The following is a 19,757-nucleotide window of genomic DNA, read 5'->3' as shown; positions in this document are numbered from 1 at the left end:
CGGACTATTTATGCCATGGTGTTGCGCGCCGCGCGCCATGCGACCGGCCCCGGCCCGCGCGCGTCCACGATGGCCCGCAGCCGTGCCAGCAGGATCTCCCCCTGCGCCGGCTTGGCGAAATGGTCGTCGAAGCCGGCGTCGAGCGCCCCGCGCCGGTCGGCCTCGCGGCCGTAGCCGGTCAGGGCGACCAGCGCCATGCCGGCCGTGGCCGGGTCGGCACGCAGCCGTTCGGCCAGTTGCAGGCCGCTCATGCCGGGCAGTCCGATGTCGCAGATGGCGCCGTCGGCCGGCGCCGCCGCGAGGGCCTCCAGTGCCGCCTCCGCCGAATGGACGGCGCGCACGCGGTGGCCGTCCAGCTCCAGCCAGCTCGCCAGGGCATCGGCGGCGTCGGCGTTGTCGTCCACCACCAGCAGCGCGAGCGGCGCGGACGGCTCGGCGGACGGCCCGGGCAGCGGCTGCGGCGACGCCGGGGTGGCCTGCAGCGGCAGCCGCAGCTCGAAGGTGCTGCCCCGGCCCGGCCCCTCGCTGCGCGCCAAGATGCTGCCGCCGTGCAGCTGCGCCAGGCTGCGCGCGATGGCCAGGCCCAGGCCCAGCCCGCCGGCCGCGCGCTGCAGCGGCTGGTGCGCCTGCACGAAGCGCTCGAAGACGCGCGGCAGCAGCGCCGCGTCGATGCCGATGCCTTCGTCGATCACCTGCAGCACGGCCTGCGCCTGCGGCGCCTCGCCCTCCACGGCCAGCCCCACGCGGATGGCCTTGCCGGGGTCGGTGAACTTGGCGGCGTTGTTCAGCAGGTTGCCCACGATCTGCGCCAGCCGCAGCGCATCGCCCTGCACCGGCACGGGCTCGGCGGGCAGCCGCACCTGCGGCATCTCGCCGCGCTGCTGCAGGGCCGGCAGCGTGAGCTCCAGCGCCCGCGCCACCACGTCGCGCAGGTCCAGCGCCTCGGGGCGCAGCACGATCTTGCCGGAGACGATGCGCGACACGTCCAGCAGGTCGTCCACCATGCGCGACAGGTGGCGCACCTGCCGCTCGATGATCTGGCGCTCGCGCACGAAGGCCTGCGGGTCGCGCCGCTGCACCAGCTGCAGCGCCAGCGCGATGGGCGCCAGCGGGTTGCGCAGCTCGTGGCCCAGCATGGCCAGGAATTCGTCCTTGGCCTGGTTGGCGTCCTCGGCCTGCTTCTGCGCCGCGCGCGCCTGGGCCAGCAGGCGCACGTTGTCCAGGGCCAGCGCGGCGCGCTGGGCGAGGTCGTTGACGAGGGCGCCGTCGTCGGCCGAGAAGCGCCGGCCCGATTCGGCCTGCAGCACCGCCATCGCACCGATGGTGCGGCCGCGCGCCACCAGCGGCACGATGCAGCCGGCCGTGATGCCCAGGGCGGCGACGAAGTCGCGCAACTGCGGATCGAGCGAGGCCGGCAGCCCCGCGTCCTCGATGTTGTGCAGGAAGGTCCGGCCGGTGGCGATGGCCCAGGGGAAGGAACCCGGCGCGTCGGAGGAAGCCTGCCGTTCGCTCACCATGGCGGCGATGGCGGCGGTGCGCGCCGGGTCGAAGTGCTGCGTGAGCTTGCGCTGCAGCACGCCATGCTCGTCCAGCAGGTCGATGCGGCACAGGTCGCCGACGGCCGGCACCACCACCCGGCCAATGGCGGCCAGGGTCGCCTCTTCCTCCAGCGACTGCGACAGCACGGCGCCGGCGCTCACCAGCCGGGCCAGCCGCTGCTGCGCGGCCTGCGCAGCGGCGCTGGCACCGCGCTCGGCGTCCAGCAACTGCTGGCGCTCGGCCTCGTGGCGCTGCCGCTGGCCGGCGGCGGCGGCCAGGGCGTCGCCGACGGCATCGACCTCGGGCACGCCGGACGGCTGGGGGGCGATCGGCTCGCCGCGCCCCAGCGCATCGGCCTGCTCGCGCAGCCGGGCCATGGGCCGCGTGACGCCGCGCGACACCCACCAGGCCGCGGCGGCGCCGAAGGCCAGCGAGACCAGCAGGCCCGCCGCATAGGCGAGCAGGCTGCGGCGGAACGGCGACTCGGCCAGCTCCACCGAGGTGCCGACGGCCACGAACCAGGGGAAGGACTCCAGGCGGGCCACCGCCGTCTGCGCGCGCACGCCGTCGGCCGTGAGCGCGGTGCCCACGCCCTCGGACTGGCTGCCCATCTCGTCCAGCAGCTGCTGCAGGCTGGGCGAGGGCGGGCCGCCGCGCCAGCGCTCGTCGTCCACATTGCGGGCCACGCGGGCGGCGCGGCTGTCGAACACCGACAGGATCCAGCCCTCGGGCGCGCCCTGGCGCCGCAGCACGCTCGCCAGCGCCTCGGGCAGCACGACGGCGGTGAGCACCTGGCGGGTCTCGCCGTCGCGCAGCACCGGCACGCGCACGGCGAAGGCGAGGCGGCCCGCCGGGCCCGGCACCATGGGCCCCACGGCCGGCTGGTTGGTGCGCAGCACCTGCGCCAGGCTGCCGCTCTCGACCACGCGGCGGGTGCCGGCACCGGGCTGGGCGTCGGTGTCGAACAGCACCCGCCCGTCGGGCGCCGCCAGCAGCAGCGACACCCATTCCGGATGGGAGCGCCGCACCGCCGACGCCAGCTGCCGGGCCTGCGCCAGGCCCTCCGGCGTGGTGCTGCCCAGCGGCTCGGTGAGGGCCAGGGCGTCGAGGGTGGCGATGGTCAGCCGCAGTTCGCCGTCGACGGCGGCAGCGACGGCCCGGGCCACGCCCAGGGTGGTGGCGCGGTTGCTGGCCTGCTGGGCATCGAGCAGCGCATAGAGCGCCAGGCCGCAGACCAGGGCCAGGGGCAGGATGGCCACCGACACGATCAGCATCAGCCGGCCCTGCATCGTGATGATGCGCATGCGTCTCCTCGATGGATGTCCGGCCGTTGCGCACGCGGCCGGGGCCGCGCGATTGTGCCTTGTGACGTGCCGCGTGACTCGGTGACGCGGGGCTCAGGCGGCCGGCCCAGCGGCACCGTCACCGCCGCCACCTCGGGCCGGAAGTCGGTCGAGCCGCACCGGCCCTCGCGGCGGCAGGCGTCGATGGTGGCCGCCGCTGGACCGCTGGGGCCTGGACCTGGCGACGCTGCACCGGGCCAATCCGCGGCTGATCGTGCTGAGGCTCACGGGCTTCGGCCAGACCGGGCCCTATGCCGGCCGGCCCGGCTTCGCGCGCATCTTCGAGGCCATGGGCGGCCTGGCCCACCTGACCGGCGAGGCGGACGGGCCGCCGAGAGGGGATGGTGCACCACGCTGCTGCCCAGTGCGACCGCTGCAGCCCCTCTCCCCAACCCTCTCCCGCAAGGGGAGAGGGAGCGAATGCGGGCCAGTTCAGGTGCCGGCGCCCACTGCCGGGTTAGTGGCCCTGCCGCCCGTGCGCCGACGACCGACGCCGCATGCCGCCAGCCACATCGGACGAGTGTGCCTTCACCCATGTGCCGGAGACCTGAACCGAGGAGCGGTCGCCGAGCGAGTCAGCGCTACCGGATCACCTGACGCGCCCGCAGACCTTCCAGGTCGCTGCCCTGCAGCCCGAGCAGCTCGCCCAGCACCTCGGCCGTGTGCTCGCCCAGGTGCGGCGGCGGCTGGTGCACCGGCGCGCGCTGGCCGTCGAAGACATAGGGCGGCGCATGCACGCCCTGCGTGCCGGCCTCGCTGTCCTCGTAGCGGTGCCACAGCCCCACCTCGCGGGTGCGGGCCGAACCGAGGGCCTCGTACAGGCCCAGCACCTCGCCGCAGGGAATGCCCGCCGCGTCCATGCGCGCGATGAGCCGGGCGCGCGGATGCCTGGCGATTTCGGCCAGCAGGATCGGCAGCAGCACGGCGCGGTGCTTCGACCGCTCGGTGTTCTGCGCGAAGCGCGGGTCCTGCGGCAGGTCGGGCCGATCGATCACCGCCTCGCAGAACTTGCGGAACTGGCCGTTGTTGCCCACCGCGATCACCACCGGCCCGTCGGCCGCGTCGAACACGCCGTAGGGCACGATGGACGGATGCGAGTTGCCGAACTTGGGCGGGTCGGCCTGCTGCAGCCAGGCCGTGAGGCCGTAGTACGAGGTGATCATCATGCCGCCGTCGTACAGCGACATCTGGATGTGCCGGCCGCGGCCCGTGCGGTGGCGCTCGTGCAGCACGGCCAGGATGGCCTGGCCCGCGTACATGCCGGTGAACATGTCCACCGCGGCGATGCCGAACTTGAGCGGGCCCTGGCCTTCCTCGCCGTTCATCGCCATCAGGCCGGTCTCGCCCTGGATCACCAGGTCGTAGCCGGGCCGTGCCTTCTCCGGCCCCAGCGCCGAATAGCCGGCGATGGAGCAATAGATCAGCCCGGGGTTCAGCGCCTTCAGGTCCTCGTAGCCCAGCCCCATCTTCTCGGCGCCGCCGTGCTTGAAGTTCTGGATCAGCACGTCGCTCTTCGCCGCCAGCTGCCGCGCCATGTCGCGGCCCTCGGGCGTCTGCAGGTCGATGGCGACCGACCGCTTGTTGCGGTTGCAGCTGTTGAAGTAGGTGGTGTTGTGCTGGCCGATGCGCAGGCCCCAGTCGCGCGTGTCGTCGCCGCGGCCGGGGTGCTCGACCTTGATCACCTCCGCGCCCAGGTCCGCCAGCGCCTGCGCGCACAGCGGGCCCGCCATCACGCGGGACAGATCCAGCACGCGCAGGCCGGCGAGTGGGGCGGGGGTCAAGGAAGTCATGGCGGGCGGCAGCTCAAGTGCCTTGCTTGGGGATGTTCAGGCTTTGCAGAAGGGGCAGCCAGCGCTCCGATTCGGTCTTGACGAAGCGGTCCAGCTCGTCCGGCGTGCTGCCGCGCGGCTCCATGCCGATGGCGCGGGCGCGGGCCACGAACTCGGGGTCGGCGATCACCTGGTTGACGGCCTTGTTCAGCCGGTCGATGGCCGCGCGCGGCGTGCCGGCCGGCACCGAAAAGGAATACCAGAGCGTGGCCACCATGTCGTAGCCCAGTTCCTTGAAGGTGGGTGCATCGGGCACCTGGGGCAGGCGCCTGTCGTCCATGACGCCCAGCACCCGCAGCTTGCCGGCCTTGATGTAGGGCAGCGAGCCGGTGATGGAGGTGCCGTGGATGTCGATCTGCCCACCCAGCAGCGCCTGCAGCGCCGGCGCGTCGCCGTTGAAGGGGATGTGCGTGGTGCTGAAGCCCTGCGCGCGCTCGAAGGCGATGGGCGCCAGGTTGGTCAGGATGGAGGCGCCCGGCGAGCCGCGGTTGATCTTGCCGGGGTTGGCCTTGGCGTAGGCCACCATCTCCTTGATGTTCCTGTAGGGCAGGTCGGTGCGGCCCACGATCACCGAGGGCTGGTAGGCGATCTGCGTGACCGAGGCGAAGTCCTTGGCCGGGTCGTAGGGCAGCTTGTCGTAGAGCGCGATGTTGTTGGCCAGCGTGCCCAGCGAGGAGACCAGCACCGTCTGGCCGTCGGGCTTGGAACGCGCCACGTAGTCGGCCGCCAGGATGCCGCTGGCGCCGGGCTTGTTCTCGATGATGACGTTCATGCCCTGCTTGTTCAGCTCCTGCGCCAGGATGCGGCAGTACTGGTCGGTGCCGCCGCCGGCGGCGAAGGGCACGACGATGCGGGTGACGTTCTGCTGGGCGAGGGCGGGGCTCAGCGCGCAGGCGCCGAGCAGCAGGCCCGCGAGAAAGTGGCGGCGTTGGCTCATGTCTTGTCTCCTGTTCCTTGGCCCTGTCTCGGGCGTGGCGGCCAGTCTAGGGGGCCGTCCATGGCCCTTGATCTCGATCAATGAAAAGATGCTTTGCCAGTCCTGCACATCCCGCAGCGGGGAGCCTGCGGACACTGCGCGCCATGCCGCATCCCTCCATCCGCCGTGTCGGCCCCACGCGCGACCAGCTGGGCGAAAGCCCCTGCTGGAACGCCGACGCGCAGACACTTTGCTGGATCGACGCGCTGGCCGGCACGCTGCACCGCCTGCAGCCCGCCACCGGCGCGCTGGAGTCTCATGTCTTGCCCGCACCGCTGGGCGCCATTGCGCCCGCGCGGGGCGATGCGGTGGTGGTGGCGCTGCGTCACGGCTTCGGCCGCTACGACTTCGGCACGCGCGCGCTGACGATGCTGGGCGGCATCGGCCTCACCGATGCCGACGTGCGGCTCAACGACGGCAAGTGCGACGCGGCCGGCAACTTCGTCGCCGGCACCATGCACATGAACCGGCCGGAGGGCGCACCGGTGCGCGGCGGGCTCTACCGGCTGCGGCCCGACGGACACGTGGAGGCATTGGCCGATGACATCGGCTTCGCCAATGGGCCGTGCTTCAGCCCCGACGGCCGCACGCTCTACGCGGCCGACAGCCTGGCCCGCGTCATCTGGGCTTACGACTACGACCCGCAGGGCCCGCTCGCCGGCAAACGCCGTTTCGTGGACACGCACGCCTTCGACACGGGGCCCGACGGCGCCACCGTGGATGCCGAGGGCTTCGTCTGGAGCGTGCTGGTGCGGGCCGCGAAACTGGCGCGCTTCTCGCCCGACGGCGAGCTGGCCCAGCTGCTGCCGATGCCACTCACCTACCCGACCAGCCTATGCTTCGGCGGGCCGCAGCACCGGCAGCTCTACGTCACCAGCATCTCGCGCAGCGCCCGCCTCGAAGGCCAGTTGCCGCAGGACGGCGGACTGTTCGTGGTGGAGGGCCTGCCGGTGGCCGGGCTGCCGACGCAACGCTTCGGCGGCTGAGGCGCGAGGCCCGCCTTCTCCACCGGCGCTTCATCCGGCGACGCCCCCCGGTCACTGCACCCGCTTCGCGGCCTGCGCCGCGCCCGTCTGGCGCCGGTTCAGAGCCGCTCGGAGATCTCGATCAGGTTCAGGTCGGGATCGCGCACGTAGACCGAGCGGATCTTCCCCGTCGCGCCCGTGCGTTCGACCGGGCCCTCGACCACCGGCCAGCCGCAGGCCGCGAGCCGGGCGATTGCCGCGTCCAGCGGCACGGCCGCGATGAAGCACAGGTCCAGCGCGCCGGGCACGGGCAGGTGGGCCTTCGGCTCGAACTCCGCCCCCTGGACGTGGAGGTTGATCTTCTGGTGGCCGAACTTCAGGGCCTGCCGCTCGACGGGCGGCGTGCCGCCGACGAAGCGCTCGAGTTGCATGCCGAGAACACGGGTGTAGAAGTCGATGCAGGCTGCCGGACGGGAAGTCGTGAGCACGAGGTGGTCGAGATGGTCGATCATGAAGCGGTTCCTGGGGGTGTGATCCATGCGCGCAGGCGGGTGGCACGGCGGCCGGTCGTGGCCTGTCCGGAGCGTCCGTCGAAGCAGCCCATCGGACTCAGCGATCGGCCGGCGCGTCGTCCTGCAGCGCCTCGGCCACGAAGTCGACGAAGGCCCGCACCTTCAGCGGCAGGGCGCGGCTCTGGCGGAACACGGCGAAGATGCCGTTGGAGAACGCCCGCACCGCGAAGCGGTATTCGGGCAGCAGGCGCACCAGCGTACCGTCCTGCAGGTTGCTGCGCACCGTGGGCTCGGACAGGAGCGCCACGCCCATGCCGCCCAGCGCGGCCAGGCGCAGCATCTCGCCGTTGTTGGCGCTCAGGACGCCCTGGATCGCCAGCTCCTGCTGCACGCCCTGCTCGTCCACGTACTTCCAGCTCGTCGCCTCATGCTCGCGGCGGTAGGTGAGGCAGCGGGCCTGCGGCAGGTCGCTCGGGTGCCTGATGCGCGAGTTGGTCTTGAGGTACGCGGGGCTGGCCACCAGCACCTCGTCGCTGGACAGCAGGCGCTTGATGACGAAACCCGAGTCGTTGGACTCGCCGGTGCGGATGTCCACGTCGAAGTCGTGCTCGACCAGGTTGACCGGGTGCTCCGACAGCTCGATCTGCACCTGGATGTCCGGGTAGCGCTGGGCAAAGCGCGGCAGCAGCGGCGCCACCACGCGCAGGCCGATGTGGGTGCGCGAATGCACGCGCAGCCGGCCCTCGGGCCGCTGGCGGGCGCTGCGCGCGGCCTGCTCGGCATCGGCCATGGCCTCCAGCACGCCCTCGGCGCGTGAAAGGAAGGCCTGGCCGGCCTCGGTCATCTTGAGGTTGCGGCTGGTGCGGTCCACCAGCTGAACGCCCAGTTCTTCCTCCAGCGCGCTGATGCGCCGCGAGATGGTGGCCGGCGACAGGCTCAGGCTGCGCGCCGCGGCCGACAGGCTGCCCTTGCGCTGGGTGGCCACGAAGATGCGCAGCGAGTCGAGGGCCTTCATTTCGAAAGACGCAAAGAAGGTGTGCGCATGACGGTGCGCCGGCAGGCCGGGGCGTTCCTAGCATTGATCCACGTCACGAACCAACGATCAGGAGCAACGGCCATGGACTTCGGAATCTTCATTCTGATGCAGCAGCGGAACAAACATAAGACCTCGCACGAGATCCTGCGGGACGCGGTGGAGCAGACGCGCCTGGCGGACGAACTGGGCTTCGGCGCGGCATGGTATGCCGAGCACCACTTCAGCAACTACGGCCTGTGCTCGTCGCCCCTGACGATGATCGCCCATTGCGCCGCGGCCACGCGCCGCATCCGCCTGGGCACCGGCATCGTGGTGGCGCCGCTGTACACCCCGGCCCGCCTGATCGCCGACGTGGCGATGGTGGACCAGCTCTCCGACGGCCGGCTCAACCTGGGCATCGGCTCGGGCTACCAGCATTTCGAATTCGAGCGCTTCGGCGTGTCGCTGGAGACGGCCAAGGCCCGCACCTTCGAGATGCTGGACATGCTGGAAATGGGCCTCGCGCAGCCCAAGTTCAGCTACGACGGCCAGTTCTACCAGCAGCCCATGAGCGCCATCAGCCAGCGCGCCGTGCAGCAGCCCGGCCCGCCGATGTGGATCACCAGCGTGGACCCGGCCTTCGTCGCGCGCGCCGTGCGCGGCGGCCACCACGTGTTCGTCTCCGGCGGCGACGGCGGGCTCGAAAAGCTCGCCGGCACCCGCGCCCTGATCGACAAGGTGGCCCGCGCCGAGGGCAAGGACCCGGCCGCCGTGCCCGTGGGCCTGCTGCGCGCCGCCTATGCCAGCAACGACAAGGCCGAGGTCGAGAAGTACCTGGAGTGCGCCCGCTACCAGCGCCGCATCGCCGTCAGCCTGAAGCGCCGCACGGCGCAGATCGCCGACGACTACCAGGTGGAAGAAGGCATCGTCGACGGCGAGCCCACGCTGGACGAGATGCGCGCCCTGCTGCCCGTCGGCAGCATCGACACGGTGATCGAGCGCGTGGTCGCCGAGATTCGCACGCTCAAGCCGGTGCACTACTGCTTCCAGACCCAGATGGGCGACTTCGACCATCCGACCATGCTGCGCCAGCTGCGCACCTGGGCCGAGGTCATCATGCCGGCGGTGCAGCAGGAGATCGCCAACGATCCGCCGCACCGCGCCCCGGCCGCCCAGCCCGAACTGGCCGCCGCCTGAGCCGCAGACGCCGAGGCCCGCCATGACCGCGCTTGCCATCGCCGAACGCACCCGGCCCGCCATCGAGCCCGCGCTGCTGCGCCAGCACCTGGGCTGCTTTCCGACCGGCGTGGCCATCGTCACCACGCGCACGGCCGACGGCCAGCCCGCGGGGCTGACCTGCAACAGCTTCAGCTCGGTCTCGCTCGAGCCGCCGCTGGTGCTGTTCAGCCTGCGCAAGGCCAGCCGCCTGCTGCAGACCTTCCAGCAGGCCGAGGGCTTCGCCATCCACATCCTGGGCGAGCACCAGGACGCGCTGTCGGGCCGCTTCGCCTCCAGCAAGGTCGAGCACAAGTTCGAGGGCGTGGCCTGGCGCGAGGGCCAGCTGGGCATGCCGCTGCTGGACGACTGCCTGGCCAGCTTCGAATGCAGCCTGTTCGCCGCCCACGACGCGGGCGACCACGTCATCTTCGTCGGCGAGGTGCAGCACCTGGGCGCCGGCACCGGCGAACAGGCGCTGGTGTTCTACAAGGGCGCCTACATGCGCCTGGCCGAGTCGCTGCGCCAGCGCGTGGTGCAGGGCGGCATGGGCGACGCCGACGTGGACGAGGCCTACCGCACGCTCTACGGCCGGCTGCTGCGCCTGGCCTGCGAACGCGCGAGCGAGGCCGAGATCGACGCCATCGAGGCCGCCGCCGCACTGATCGAGGACCACCCGGAGGACGCGCCGCTCAGGGCCCGCATCGCGTCGGCCAGCGCCTTCTTCGGCGCCATCGCCGCCGCCGGCCACAACGGCGCGCTGATGCTCATGGCCCAGACCATGACCAACGTGCTGCGCGAGCGCATGACCCATGTGCTGCCGGTGCGCGCGCGGCCCGACCTGTACCCGCTGCGGCGCGCCGTGGTGCGCCACCTGCGTGCGCGCGATGCGGAAGGCGCCGCCGCGGCGCTGGATGCGCTGATCGACCAGCTGCGCCGCGGCTGACCCGCGTCCCATCCGCCCCGCGGCTGCGGCCGCCGTGCGATCCGAATGAGTGAAGAGAGACGAGGAGACACGATGCCCATCGACTACGCCGCGTTCCGGCGTGAACTGGCGGCCTTCGCCCGCCAGGCCTGCCCGCCCGAGATCCGGGCCGTGGTGGCCGCCGGCCAGAAGATCACCAAGCGCGAGTACCAGGCCTGGCAGCAGATCCTGAACGACCGCGGCTGGGGCGCACCCAGCTGGCCGGTCGAGGTCGGCGGCACCGGCTGGGACATCCGCCAGCGGCTGATCTTCGAAGAGGTGATGGCCGAGAACGACTGCCCGCCGCTGTACCACCACGGGCTGGGCCACATCGGCCCGGTCATCATCCGCTTCGGCACGCCCGAGCAGAAGGCCCGCTTCCTGCCGCGCATCCTGGACGGCTCGGACTGGTGGTGCCAGGGCTATTCGGAGCCGGGCGCCGGCTCCGACCTGGCCTCGCTGCAGACCAGCGCCCGCCGCGACGGCGAGGACTGGGTCATCAACGGCCAGAAGATCTGGACCTCCCATGCGCACGAGGCCAGCATGATCTACATGCTGGTTCGCACATCCAAAGAGGCGAAGAAGCAGGAAGGCATCTCACTGCTGCTGGTGCCCATGGACACGCCGGGCATCACCGTGCGGCCCATCCGCACCATCGACGGCTGGCACCACCTGAACGAAGTGTTCTTCGACGAGGTGCGGGTGCGCGCCGACAACCTGATCGGCGAGGAAGGCAAGGGCTGGACCTGCGCCAAGTTCCTGCTGGAGCGCGAACGCCTGCCCCCGGCCAACGTGGCGCGGCTCGCACTGATGCACCGCCAGGTGTCGGCATTGCTGCAACAGGCCGCGCAGGCCGCGCAGGCCGCGCAGGCCGCGCAGGCCGCTGGCGCCCGGCGCGACTTCGGCGTGCTGCAGCACAAGCTGCTGCTGTGCGAGGCCGAACTGCAGGGCGCCCGCGTGATGATGGCCCAGGCCACCGACGACCTGATCCACCAGCGCCCGCTGGGCGTGCAGCCCTCGGCCATCAAGATGAGCTGCGCCGACGTGGCGCAGCGCCTGACCACCATCGCCCTCGATGCCGTCGGCCCCGAGGCCGCGCACCGCTTCCTGGCCGAAGAAGGCGGTGACGAGCTGCCCGCCGCCACCTGGATCCAGAACTACATGTTCACCCGCGCCCGCACCATCGCGGGCGGTACCTCGGAGGTGCAGCGCAACGTGATCGCCAACGCGCTGCTGGGCGCAGACCAGGCGTCGCCCGCCGCCGCCCCCCTCTTCCCCGGCATGCTCTTCGACGCGGCCGACCGCTTCGCGCAGGACCATGTGCACAGCGCCACGCTGCCCGGCGATCCGGTGCGCGAGCTGGGCTGGACCGCCACCCTGGTGCCCGAGGCGGACGGCGGCGTCGGCGGCACGTTGGCCGACCTGGCCAGCGTGGTCGAGGGCCTGGCCGCGCAAGGCCTGCAGCTGCCGGTGATCGAGGCCTGCGCCGTCGTGCCGCTGCTGCTGCGCGCCGCGCCGGCCGAAGTGGCCGGCCCGTGGCTCCAGGCCGTGGCCGAGTCCGAAGTGCAGATGGCGCCGCTGGCCGCACTGTCAGTCCTGCCCAAAGACAGCAGCCTGCGTGCGGTGCGCAGCGAGGGCGGCTTCGTGCTCGACGGCCGCGTGCCCGGCGTGGATGTCACGCTGCCTGCCAGCCACTGGCTGGCCGTGGCCACGCTGGACGGCGCACCCGCGCTCTTCCTCGTCGATGCCGAGCGCATCGGCGCGCCCGCCGCGCGCTACCGCACCATGGAAGGCCGGCGCGCCGCGGACTTCGTGCTGGCCGCCGTCGCACTGCCCGCCACGGCCTTGATCGCGCAGGGCGAGCCGCTGCGCGCCGCGCTGGCCGCCGCCGGCGATGCGGCCCTGCTGCTCACGCTGGTCGACACCGTCGCAGCGCAGGCGGCGCTGATCCGCCACACCCTCACCCATCTGCAGGAGCGCCGGCAGTTCGGCGTGGCGCTCGCCACCTTCCAGGTGCTGCGCCACCGCGTGGCCGACATGTTCGTGAAGGCGCAGTGCGCGCAGGGCCTGGTGATGCATGCCTTCCACGCGCTGGATGCCGGCGCGCCCGACCTGCGCCGCACGCTGCAGCTGGCCAGGCTCTCCATCGCCGAGACGGCCCGCGCCGCGGCCGAGGCCGCCATCCAGATGCACGGCGGCATGGGCCTGAGCGAGGAGGTGCTGGCCACCCGCCTGGCGCAGCGGCTGATCGCGTCGGAGTTCCGCTACGGCGACCGGCTCGGCCAGCTCGCGCAACTGCTGCATGCGGCCGACGCGTCCGCCGCCGGCCACCCGTCCTCTTCTTTCTCTTCCAACACCCCTGCCGGGAGCGCGCGATGAGCATCCACCTCGAAGTCTCCGATTACATCGCCGTGGTGCGGCTGGACAAGCCGCCCGTCAATGCCCTGGACCGCGCCTCGCGCCGCGAACTCATCGCCGCCTTCGACGCCATCTCCGAGCGCAGCGACGTGCGCGTGGCCATCCTCACCGGCACGGGCAAGGCGTTCTGCGCCGGCGCCGACCTCAGGGACCGGCCCGATGCCGACAAGGCCGGCGACTTCCTCGACCACAACCGCTGGACGCGCGAGACGGGCAACGCCATCCGCGAATGCGCCAAGCCGGTGATCGCGGCCGTCAACGGCCCGGCGCTGGGCGCGGGCTTCGGCCTGATGGCGGCCTGCGACATCTACCTGGCCAGCGAGGACGCCACCTTCGCCATGCCCGAGATCAACGTCGGCCTGGCCGGTGGCGTCTCGATGCTGCGCACGCTGGTGGGCCGCTCCTTCACGCGTCGCATGTTCTTCAGCGGCATGAAGGTGTCGGCCGCCGAGCTGTACCGCCGCGGCGTGCTGGACGAGGTGGTGCCCGCCGACGAGCTCATGCCGCTGGCCATGGCGGTGGCGCGCGACCTGGCCGCCAAGGCCCCGCTCGCCCTCGTCTCGGCCAAGCAGGCCGCCAACATGATGGACCTGATGCCCCAGCGCGACGGCTACCGGGTGGAGCAGAACTTCACCATGGCGCTGGCGAAAACCGAGGACGCGAAGGAGGCCCGCCAGGCCTTCCTCGAAAAGCGCGCCCCCGTCTACAAGGGGCGATGAGATGACCGGCCGACCAGCCATGGACCCTATCGGATCGGCACGGTGCGTCGCGGCACCTCGCGCCGCCATGAGCCCCTCTCCCCTTGCGGGAGAGGGGTTGGGGAGAGGGGTCAACGCCCTGCCGACGATGCTGCGCCTTGCAAAGGCGCCAGTCCCCTCTCCCCAGCCCTCTCCCGCAAGGGGAGAGGGAGCCGGCTTGCGCGCCACTGCCGGCGGCGTGCCGACGTGTCCGGCCATCGGAGGTGCCGCATGAGTCGCGCGCCTGAAGTCGGCCACGGCCTGGAGGCGCTGTTCGCGCCGCGTTCCATCGCCATCGTCGGCGCCTCCGACGACGTGACCAAGATCGGCGGCCGGCCGCTGCAGTTCCTGCGCAGGTACGGCTTCGGCGGCGCGATCTACCCGGTCAACCGCAAGGCGGCCGAGGTGCAGTCGCTGCGTGCGTACCCCGACGTGGCCGCACTGCCCGACGCGCCCGAGCTGGCCGTCATCGCCGTGCCGCCCGAGAGCGTGCCGCAGGCGGTGCGCGACTGCGCCGCTCGCGGCGTGAAGGCCGCCGTGGTGCTGTCCGCTGGCTTCTCCGAGATGGGCGAGGCCGGGGCCCAGCTGCAGGCCGAGATCGGCCGCATCGCCCGCGACACCGGCCTGCGCGTGGTCGGCCCCAACTGCCTGGGCGCCATCGGCGTGCCGGCGAAGAGCATCGCCACCTTCTCCGTGGCGCTGGAGTCGTCCTTTCCCGAGGCCGGCCCGGTGGCCGTCGTCTCGCAGAGCGGCAACCTGGGCAGCTACACGCTGCGCCTGGCCTCCGAGCGCGGCCTCGGCATCAGCCGCCTGCTGACCACCGGCAACGAATGCGACGTCGACATCGCCGATGCCATCGCCTCTGCGGCGGCCGATCCGGGCACGCGCGTCATCCTCTGCTGCATGGAGACCTGCCGCGATGGCGCCAAGCTGCGCCGCGCGATGGCGCTGGCCCGCGCCGCCGGCAAGCCGCTGGTGGTGCTGAAGGTCGGCGTCTCCGAAGCCGGCAGTGCCGCCGCGGCCTCGCACACCGGCGCGCTGGCCGGCTCCGACGCGGTCTTCGACGCCGTGCTGCGCGAGGGCGGCGCCCTGCGCGTGCCCAGCATCGAGCAGCTGCTGGACGTGGGCCATGCGCTGGCCGTGCTCGGCGAAGGCCGGCTGCCCGCGGGCCGGCGCATCGCAGTGCTCACCGCCTCGGGCGGCTTCGGCGTGCTGCTGGCCGATGCCGCCAGCGCCCAGGGCCTCACGCTGCCGCGCCTGTCCGAGGCCACCCAGCAGCGCATCCTGCAGGCGGTGGCCTTCGCGGCGCCGGCCAATCCGGTGGACATGACGGCCCAGGTCTCCAGCCGGCCCGAGCTGCTGGCCCAGGTGCTCGACGCTGTGGCCGCCGACGAAGCCTGCGACACCCTGCTGCTGCAGTCCGCCAATGCCTTCCACGTGTCGCGGCTGCGCGACGTCTTCCTGGCCGCGCTCACGCAGATGCGCGCGCGGCATCCGCAGCGGCTGATCGTGCTGTGCGCACGGGCGCCGGCGGAGGTGCGGCGCCAACTGGATGCGCTGGGCATTCCGGCCATCGAGGGCATCGATGCGGCCTGCGCCACCGTGGCGGCACTTGCGACGCTGGGCACGCAGTCCTCACAACCATCCGAGGTCGAGGAAACGTCCCGGACGCCGCTGGCCCCCGAAGCCTTCGCCACCGAGGCCAGCGCCAAGGCGGTCCTCGCCGCCGCCGGCCTGCCGGTGCTGCGCGAGGTCGTCGCCACCACGCGCGACGAGGCTGTGGCCGCGGCACGCGCCATCGGCTTTCCGGTGGTGCTCAAGATCGTCTCGCCCGACATCGCGCACAAGACCGAAGTCGGCGGCGTGGTGGTGGGCGTGCGCAGCGAGGGCCAGCTCGTCGATGCGCACGACACGATGCTCGCCCGCGTGGCCGACAAGGCGCCGCAGGCCCGCATCGCCGGTGTGCTGGTCGCGCAGATGGCGCCGGCCGGCTGCGAACTGATCCTGGGCACCAAGACCGACCCGGTCTTCGGGCCGATGGTCATGGTGGGCCTGGGCGGCATCCATGCCGAGATCTGGAAGGACGTGGCCCTGCGCCCCGCGCCGGTCGATGCGGCGGCGGCCGAGGCCATGCTGCGGTCGCTCCAATCCTTTCCGCTGCTCGACGGCGCGCGCGGCCGGCCCAAGGCCGACGTCGCGGCCGCTGCCGAAGCCATCGCCGCGCTGTCGCGCTTCGCCGCCCGGCATGCCGACGACGTGGCCGAGATCGACATCAACCCACTGGTGGTGCTGGACGCAGGCCAGGGCGCCTATGCGCTCGATGCGCTGCTGGTGCCCACCTCGAAGACCCACAAGGACGTCCATCCATGACCCCGACCCCGTCCTCCCTCGCTGGCCGCACGGCCTTCATCAGCGGTGCCGGCCACGGCATCGGCCGCGCCACCGCGCTCGCCCTGGCGGCCCGCGGCGCCGTGGTCGGCATCAACGACCTCAAGCCCGAGTTCGTGGAAGACGCCGTGGCCGCGGTGCGCGCCGCGGGCGGCCAGGCCATCGGCCTGCCCTGCGACGTCGCCACCCGCGACGGCATGCGCGAGGCCGTGCAGCGCTTCACTGCCGATGCCGGCCGGCTCGACGTCATGGTCAACAACGCCGCCTGGGTGCGCTACCAGACGCTGGCCGAGATCACGCCCGAGGTCATGGACCGCATGGTGGAGATCGGCTTCAAGTCGGTGATCTGGGGCATCCAGGCCGCGGCCGAGGCCATGGACGCGGAACGCGGCGGCGCCATCGTCAACGTGGCCTCCATCGCGGCCTTCAAGTCGCCGATGCGCTCGGTGGTCTACAGCGGCATCAAGGCGGGCGTGCTGGGCATCACCCGCGCAGCGGCGGCCGACCTGGGCGCGCGCCGCATCCGCGTCAATGCGGTGGCGCCCGGTGCCGTGCCCACCGAAGGCACGGCGCGCAACCGCAATGCCGAGCTGGACGCCAAACGCATCGCGCGCACGCCGCTGGGCCGGCTGGGCACGGTGCAGGACATCGCGGACGCCATCGTCTTCCTGGCCAGCGACGAGGCGCGCTTTCTCAATGCAGAGGTGCTGCGGCTGGACGGCGGCGCCTCGGAGACCTCGCTGTGAGCGCGCCGGCCAGGCCCTTCGCGCCCGTGCGGCTGCAGAACGTCTACCTGGTGGCCGAGCAGCCGGCCGCCCTGCATGCCTTCTACAGCGAAGCGCTGGGCCTGTCGCTCAAGTTCGCCGACGGCGAGCGCTGGTACCAGTACGGCGTGGGCGGCGGCAACGTGTCGCTGGCCTGCCGCGAGGAAGCAGCGCCCGCCACCGCCGGCGCGGTGATGGTGTTCGAGGTGGCGGACTTCGACGGCGCCGCCGAACGCGTCGCCGCGGCCGGCGGCGAGGTGCTGGGCCTGCGCGACATGGGCGCGCACGGCGCGGTGCTGTCGCTGCGCGACCCCGAGGGGCATGTGGTTCAGCTCTTCCGCCGCGCGCCCGTGGACGGCGCGCAGGCGCAGCCGTGAGCGATGCCGGCGCGCTGCAGGCGCTGCTGGCCCGCGAGGCCATCCGCGACTGCCTGTACCGCTACTGCCGCGGCATCGACCGCTGCGACGAGGCGGCCCTGCGCGCGGCCTACTGGCCCGACGCCACCGACTGCCACGGCGCCTGGAACGGCAGCGCCGCCGGCTTCATCGACAAGGCGCTGGCCAGGCTGCGCCAGGGCGGCCGGCGGGTGCACCAGGTCAGCAACATCCTGATCGCGCTGGCGGGCGACACGGCCGCCGTCGAAAGCAGCTTCATCGCGCTGCAGGCCACCGCCGCCCAGCCCGCGCACGAAACCTTTCTCTGCGGCCGCTATGCGGACCGTTTCGAATGCCGCGGCGGCGAATGGCGCATCGCGGCGCGCACGGTGGTGTACGACTGGATCGAGGAGCGCGAGCGGCCGGAGCTGGCCCAGCCCGATGCCCGGCTCTTCGGCCCGCGCCAGCCCACCGGGGCGATGGCGCCGGCCGATCCCATCTACGCGCTGCTGGCAGCGCTGCGCGGCTGATGGCGCCCACGGTGCTGCTCACCGGCGCGGCCGCGGGCATCGGCCGGGCCACCGCGCTGCGGCTGGCGCGCGCGGGCTGGCGGTGCGTGCGGGTCGATGCCGACGCTCGCGCCCCGTCAAGCGGCACCGCCGCCTGAACGCCACGGAACCGGGCCGCGTCCGATGGCCGGGCGCTCCGGCGTCCGGCACCGGGTGCCCCCTGCACGCGCCGACCATGGCGCCATGCTGCGCGGCTGCCGGCCCGTCGCGGGCCACCCGCCGTCGCGCCAGTCGCCATCGCCACGACAAGGACCCCGAATGCCCATGCCCGATCTGCCCACCACCGTGCCGCTGCCCCCCGTGGGCACCGACCCCGACCAGCCGCCGCTGCTGCCCTTCCTGCACCTGTGGACCGACCTGTCGGGCACCAGCCGCATCGACCTGTCGCGCATGGCCGGCTTCGGCCTGAAGAGCGTCGGCGGCAAGGCGTCGCCGCAGTGGCTGCGGCCCTTTCCCGGCGAGGTCGCCGCGGTGCAGTTCGCGGTGCTGCCGGTGGGCTGGGTGGGCGACTGGCACGAAAGCCCGCATCCGCAGTGGGTGGTGCCGCTGCGCGGCCGCTGGTTCATCGAGACCATGGACGGCCAGCGGGTGGAGATGGGCCCGGGCGACATCCACTTCGGCCAGGACCAGGGCACCACCGGCGCGCGGGGCCACCGCTCGGGCCAGCTCGGTGAGGAGCCCTGCCTGCAGCTCATGCTGCAGTTCGCGGCATCGCCCGCCGCGCAGACCCGCCATCCCTTCGGCGGCTGATCGGATCTGAGGGTCTCGCCCCGATGCCAACAGATCCAGCGCCCACGGCAGACGCCACCATCGACCCCGCGCCGCTGTGGCAGGCCCGCCTGCGCCCGCCCGGCGCGCCGCGGCCCGCACAGGCGCCGCCGGTTCGATGCCACCGCCCGGAAGCGCATGCCGTGCTGGGCGGCGCCGTGCTCCACCTGCTGTACGACCAGGCCAGCTGGTGCGAAGGCCCGGTCTGGTGGCCGCGCGAGCGCAGCCTGGTATTCAGCGACATCGTCGGCCGCCGCGTGCTGGCATGGCGCGAGGACGGCGCGGTGGACGTGCTGCTCGACGCCACGCCGTTCATCAACGGCAATGCCGTCGCCCCCGACGGCGGCCTGCTGCACTGCGAACATGGCCGGCGCGCCATCAGCCGCTCGGACGGCCGCGGCCCGGCGCAGCCCCTGGCCACCCATGCGGAGGGCCTGCGCCTCAACGCGCCCAACGACCTGGTGGTGGCAGACGACGGCAGCGTGTGGTTCACCGACCCGACCTTCGGCCTGGAGAACCCGCGCCAGGGCGTGCCCGGCCGCAGCGAAAGCGGTCGCACCGCCATCTGCCGGCTGGGGCCCGACGGCCGGGTGCAGCGGCTGGTGGACATGGTGCAGCCCAACGGCCTGGGCTTTTCGCCCGACGGGCGCACCTTCTATGCCTCGCAGACGCCGGAGCATGGCGAGGGCGAGATCGGCATCTTCGCCTTCGACCGCGACGGTGCGCGGCTGGCGCGCCGCCGGCTGTTCGTGCAGGTGCCCGAGGGCATTCCGGACGGCTTCGCCGTGGACCGCCGCGGCTGGCTCTGGAGCAGCTCGGCGCGCGGCGTGGAGGTGTTCGACGCCCAGGCACGCCACCTGGCCACGGTGCCCACGCCGCAGCTGTGCAGCAACTGCTGCTTCGATGCCGACGAGCGCCGGCTGTTCGTCACCGGCGGCGACAGCCTGTGGTCACTGCCGCTCGCCGGCCACTAGGTCGGGCAGGCCTGCTCCGGCCCTGTCATCTCGACGATCCCCGCGCTGGCGCCCCATGGCCCGAAACCGGCGCCACCCTCCTCATCGAAGGGCCGCGGAGCAGGCCATGCCCGTGCACCCGCGGAACCGGCCTTGCCGGGCCGCCGGGTGCGCCCCTCGAGGGGGATGGGACTTCCACACGCAGTGAGGAAGTCCCAACGGGGTGGTCTCCACCCACCGCGCAACCGGCCGTGCACCGTCGCCCTGTCCGCCGCCTCCGGGGGATCCGACTCCCACACGCTCTTAGGCAGCTCAAACGTGGTGCCCTCTAGACAGATGGTCGAGGCTGTGCGGATCGGCTCAGTCGCCGATGGTCAGGCGGGCGACCTCCGCCTCGTGCCGAGACTAGTCGCAGCAGGTCCGCACCC

17 protein-coding genes and 1 pseudogene are annotated in these 19,757 nt (G+C 72.7%); 13 read left to right on the top strand and 5 right to left on the bottom strand.

Annotated elements, in window-relative coordinates:
* Positions 1-8: 8 nt before the first annotated feature.
* The gene (locus tag NS331_RS17915; RefSeq protein ID WP_058643320.1) at positions 9-2,843 is read right to left on the bottom strand and encodes a hybrid sensor histidine kinase/response regulator; all 2,835 of its coding nucleotides are present in this window, start codon (positions 2,841-2,843) and stop codon (positions 9-11) included.
* Positions 2,844-3,039: 196 nt separating this feature from the next.
* Between NS331_RS17915 and NS331_RS25675 the strand changes: the two are divergent.
* Positions 3,040-3,219: pseudogene (locus tag NS331_RS25675) on the top strand (CoA transferase); the annotation flags it as partial.
* A gap of 244 nt (positions 3,220-3,463) precedes the next feature.
* Here the strand turns inward: NS331_RS25675 and NS331_RS17910 are convergent.
* Positions 3,464-4,672, bottom strand: coding sequence for a CaiB/BaiF CoA transferase family protein (locus tag NS331_RS17910; RefSeq protein WP_082702591.1), 1,209 nt, complete (start codon positions 4,670-4,672; stop codon positions 3,464-3,466).
* 13 nt (positions 4,673-4,685) lie between these two features.
* Entirely contained in the window at positions 4,686-5,648 is a 963-nt protein-coding gene (locus NS331_RS17905) for a Bug family tripartite tricarboxylate transporter substrate binding protein (RefSeq protein WP_058643318.1), read from the bottom strand.
* Positions 5,649-5,791: 143 nt separating this feature from the next.
* Here NS331_RS17905 and NS331_RS17900 point away from each other — a divergent pair, with 143 nt between their 5' ends.
* Positions 5,792-6,673: an SMP-30/gluconolactonase/LRE family protein gene (locus NS331_RS17900; protein ID WP_058643317.1), complete on the top strand. Its 882-nt coding sequence runs from the start codon at positions 5,792-5,794 to the stop codon at positions 6,671-6,673.
* Between the two features lie 98 nt (positions 6,674-6,771).
* Here NS331_RS17900 and NS331_RS17895 read toward each other — a convergent pair whose 3' ends face one another.
* Both NS331_RS17895 and NS331_RS17890 read right to left on the bottom strand, forming a co-directional pair.
* On the bottom strand, positions 6,772-7,164 hold the full coding sequence (locus NS331_RS17895) for a VOC family protein (protein ID WP_058643316.1): 393 nt from the start codon (positions 7,162-7,164) through the stop codon (positions 6,772-6,774).
* Positions 7,165-7,261: 97 nt separating this feature from the next.
* Positions 7,262-8,179 carry a LysR family transcriptional regulator gene (locus NS331_RS17890; RefSeq protein WP_058643315.1) on the bottom strand — a complete coding sequence of 306 codons (918 nt, stop codon included), beginning with the start codon at positions 8,177-8,179 and terminating at the stop codon, positions 7,262-7,264.
* A gap of 102 nt (positions 8,180-8,281) precedes the next feature.
* On the opposite strand from NS331_RS17890, the gene NS331_RS17885 reads away from it, so the two are divergent.
* From NS331_RS17885 to NS331_RS17835, 11 genes are all read left to right on the top strand, one after another.
* The gene (locus tag NS331_RS17885; protein WP_058643314.1) at positions 8,282-9,376 is read left to right on the top strand and encodes an LLM class flavin-dependent oxidoreductase; all 1,095 of its coding nucleotides are present in this window, start codon (positions 8,282-8,284) and stop codon (positions 9,374-9,376) included.
* Between the two features lie 22 nt (positions 9,377-9,398).
* A complete protein-coding gene (locus NS331_RS17880) occupies positions 9,399-10,340 on the top strand; it encodes a flavin reductase family protein (protein WP_058643313.1) in 942 nt (313 codons plus the stop codon).
* Positions 10,341-10,412: 72 nt separating this feature from the next.
* On the top strand, positions 10,413-12,737 hold the full coding sequence (locus tag NS331_RS27190) for an acyl-CoA dehydrogenase family protein (protein ID WP_242873807.1): 2,325 nt from the start codon (positions 10,413-10,415) through the stop codon (positions 12,735-12,737).
* Positions 12,734-13,495 (top strand): enoyl-CoA hydratase/isomerase family protein, encoded by a 762-nt coding sequence (locus tag NS331_RS17865; protein WP_058643312.1) that lies wholly within the window; start codon positions 12,734-12,736, stop codon positions 13,493-13,495. Before NS331_RS27190 ends, NS331_RS17865 begins: the two co-directional genes overlap by 4 nt.
* Before the next feature lie 249 nt (positions 13,496-13,744).
* Entirely contained in the window at positions 13,745-15,883 is a 2,139-nt protein-coding gene (locus NS331_RS17860) for an acetate--CoA ligase family protein (RefSeq protein ID WP_058643311.1), read from the top strand.
* A complete protein-coding gene (locus tag NS331_RS17855) occupies positions 15,880-16,647 on the top strand; it encodes an SDR family NAD(P)-dependent oxidoreductase (RefSeq protein WP_058643310.1) in 768 nt (255 codons plus the stop codon). The genes NS331_RS17860 and NS331_RS17855 overlap by 4 nt, the downstream gene beginning before the upstream one ends.
* Positions 16,644-17,042, top strand: a complete 399-nt coding sequence (locus NS331_RS17850) for a VOC family protein (protein ID WP_058643309.1) — start codon at positions 16,644-16,646, stop codon at positions 17,040-17,042. The genes NS331_RS17855 and NS331_RS17850 overlap by 4 nt, the downstream gene beginning before the upstream one ends.
* Complete coding sequence (locus NS331_RS17845; protein WP_058643308.1) at positions 17,039-17,569, top strand: nuclear transport factor 2 family protein; 531 nt, start codon at positions 17,039-17,041, stop codon at positions 17,567-17,569. The genes NS331_RS17850 and NS331_RS17845 overlap by 4 nt, the downstream gene beginning before the upstream one ends.
* Positions 17,569-17,706: an SDR family NAD(P)-dependent oxidoreductase gene (locus NS331_RS26240; RefSeq protein ID WP_242873806.1), complete on the top strand. Its 138-nt coding sequence runs from the start codon at positions 17,569-17,571 to the stop codon at positions 17,704-17,706. Before NS331_RS17845 ends, NS331_RS26240 begins: the two co-directional genes overlap by 1 nt.
* 166 nt (positions 17,707-17,872) lie before the next feature.
* Positions 17,873-18,358, top strand: coding sequence for a cupin domain-containing protein (locus NS331_RS17840; RefSeq protein WP_206597346.1), 486 nt, complete (start codon positions 17,873-17,875; stop codon positions 18,356-18,358).
* 23 nt (positions 18,359-18,381) lie between these two features.
* Positions 18,382-19,350, top strand: coding sequence for an SMP-30/gluconolactonase/LRE family protein (locus tag NS331_RS17835; RefSeq protein WP_082702590.1), 969 nt, complete (start codon positions 18,382-18,384; stop codon positions 19,348-19,350).
* Positions 19,351-19,757: the final 407 nt, after the last annotated feature.

Origin of the sequence: Pseudacidovorax intermedius, from assembly GCF_001476815.1 — a bacterium.
In the GTDB taxonomy this organism is placed as follows: domain Bacteria; phylum Pseudomonadota; class Gammaproteobacteria; order Burkholderiales; family Burkholderiaceae_C; genus Xenophilus; species Xenophilus intermedius_A.
Note: the sequence above shows the minus strand (reverse complement) of the source record. Positions and strands in the feature narration are given on the sequence as shown.

Excerpts from the sequence above, each read along its gene's own strand:
- NS331_RS17915 (WP_058643320.1), bottom strand. The coding sequence starts at position 2,843 with ATGCGCATCATCACGATGCAGGGCCGGCTGATGCTGATCGTGTCGGTG.
- NS331_RS17910 (WP_082702591.1), bottom strand. The coding sequence starts at position 4,672 with ATGACTTCCTTGACCCCCGCCCCACTCGCCGGCCTGCGCGTGCTGGAT.
- NS331_RS17905 (WP_058643318.1), bottom strand. The coding sequence starts at position 5,648 with ATGAGCCAACGCCGCCACTTTCTCGCGGGCCTGCTGCTCGGCGCCTGC.
- NS331_RS17900 (WP_058643317.1), top strand. The coding sequence starts at position 5,792 with ATGCCGCATCCCTCCATCCGCCGTGTCGGCCCCACGCGCGACCAGCTG.
- NS331_RS17895 (WP_058643316.1), bottom strand. The coding sequence starts at position 7,164 with ATGATCGACCATCTCGACCACCTCGTGCTCACGACTTCCCGTCCGGCA.
- NS331_RS17890 (WP_058643315.1), bottom strand. The coding sequence starts at position 8,179 with ATGAAGGCCCTCGACTCGCTGCGCATCTTCGTGGCCACCCAGCGCAAG.
- NS331_RS17885 (WP_058643314.1), top strand. The coding sequence starts at position 8,282 with ATGGACTTCGGAATCTTCATTCTGATGCAGCAGCGGAACAAACATAAG.
- NS331_RS17880 (WP_058643313.1), top strand. The coding sequence starts at position 9,399 with ATGACCGCGCTTGCCATCGCCGAACGCACCCGGCCCGCCATCGAGCCC.
- NS331_RS27190 (WP_242873807.1), top strand. The coding sequence starts at position 10,413 with ATGCCCATCGACTACGCCGCGTTCCGGCGTGAACTGGCGGCCTTCGCC.
- NS331_RS17865 (WP_058643312.1), top strand. The coding sequence starts at position 12,734 with ATGAGCATCCACCTCGAAGTCTCCGATTACATCGCCGTGGTGCGGCTG.
- NS331_RS17860 (WP_058643311.1), top strand. The coding sequence starts at position 13,745 with ATGAGTCGCGCGCCTGAAGTCGGCCACGGCCTGGAGGCGCTGTTCGCG.
- NS331_RS17855 (WP_058643310.1), top strand. The coding sequence starts at position 15,880 with ATGACCCCGACCCCGTCCTCCCTCGCTGGCCGCACGGCCTTCATCAGC.
- NS331_RS26240 (WP_242873806.1), top strand. The coding sequence starts at position 17,569 with ATGGCGCCCACGGTGCTGCTCACCGGCGCGGCCGCGGGCATCGGCCGG.
- NS331_RS17840 (WP_206597346.1), top strand. The coding sequence starts at position 17,873 with ATGCCCGATCTGCCCACCACCGTGCCGCTGCCCCCCGTGGGCACCGAC.
- NS331_RS17835 (WP_082702590.1), top strand. The coding sequence starts at position 18,382 with ATGCCAACAGATCCAGCGCCCACGGCAGACGCCACCATCGACCCCGCG.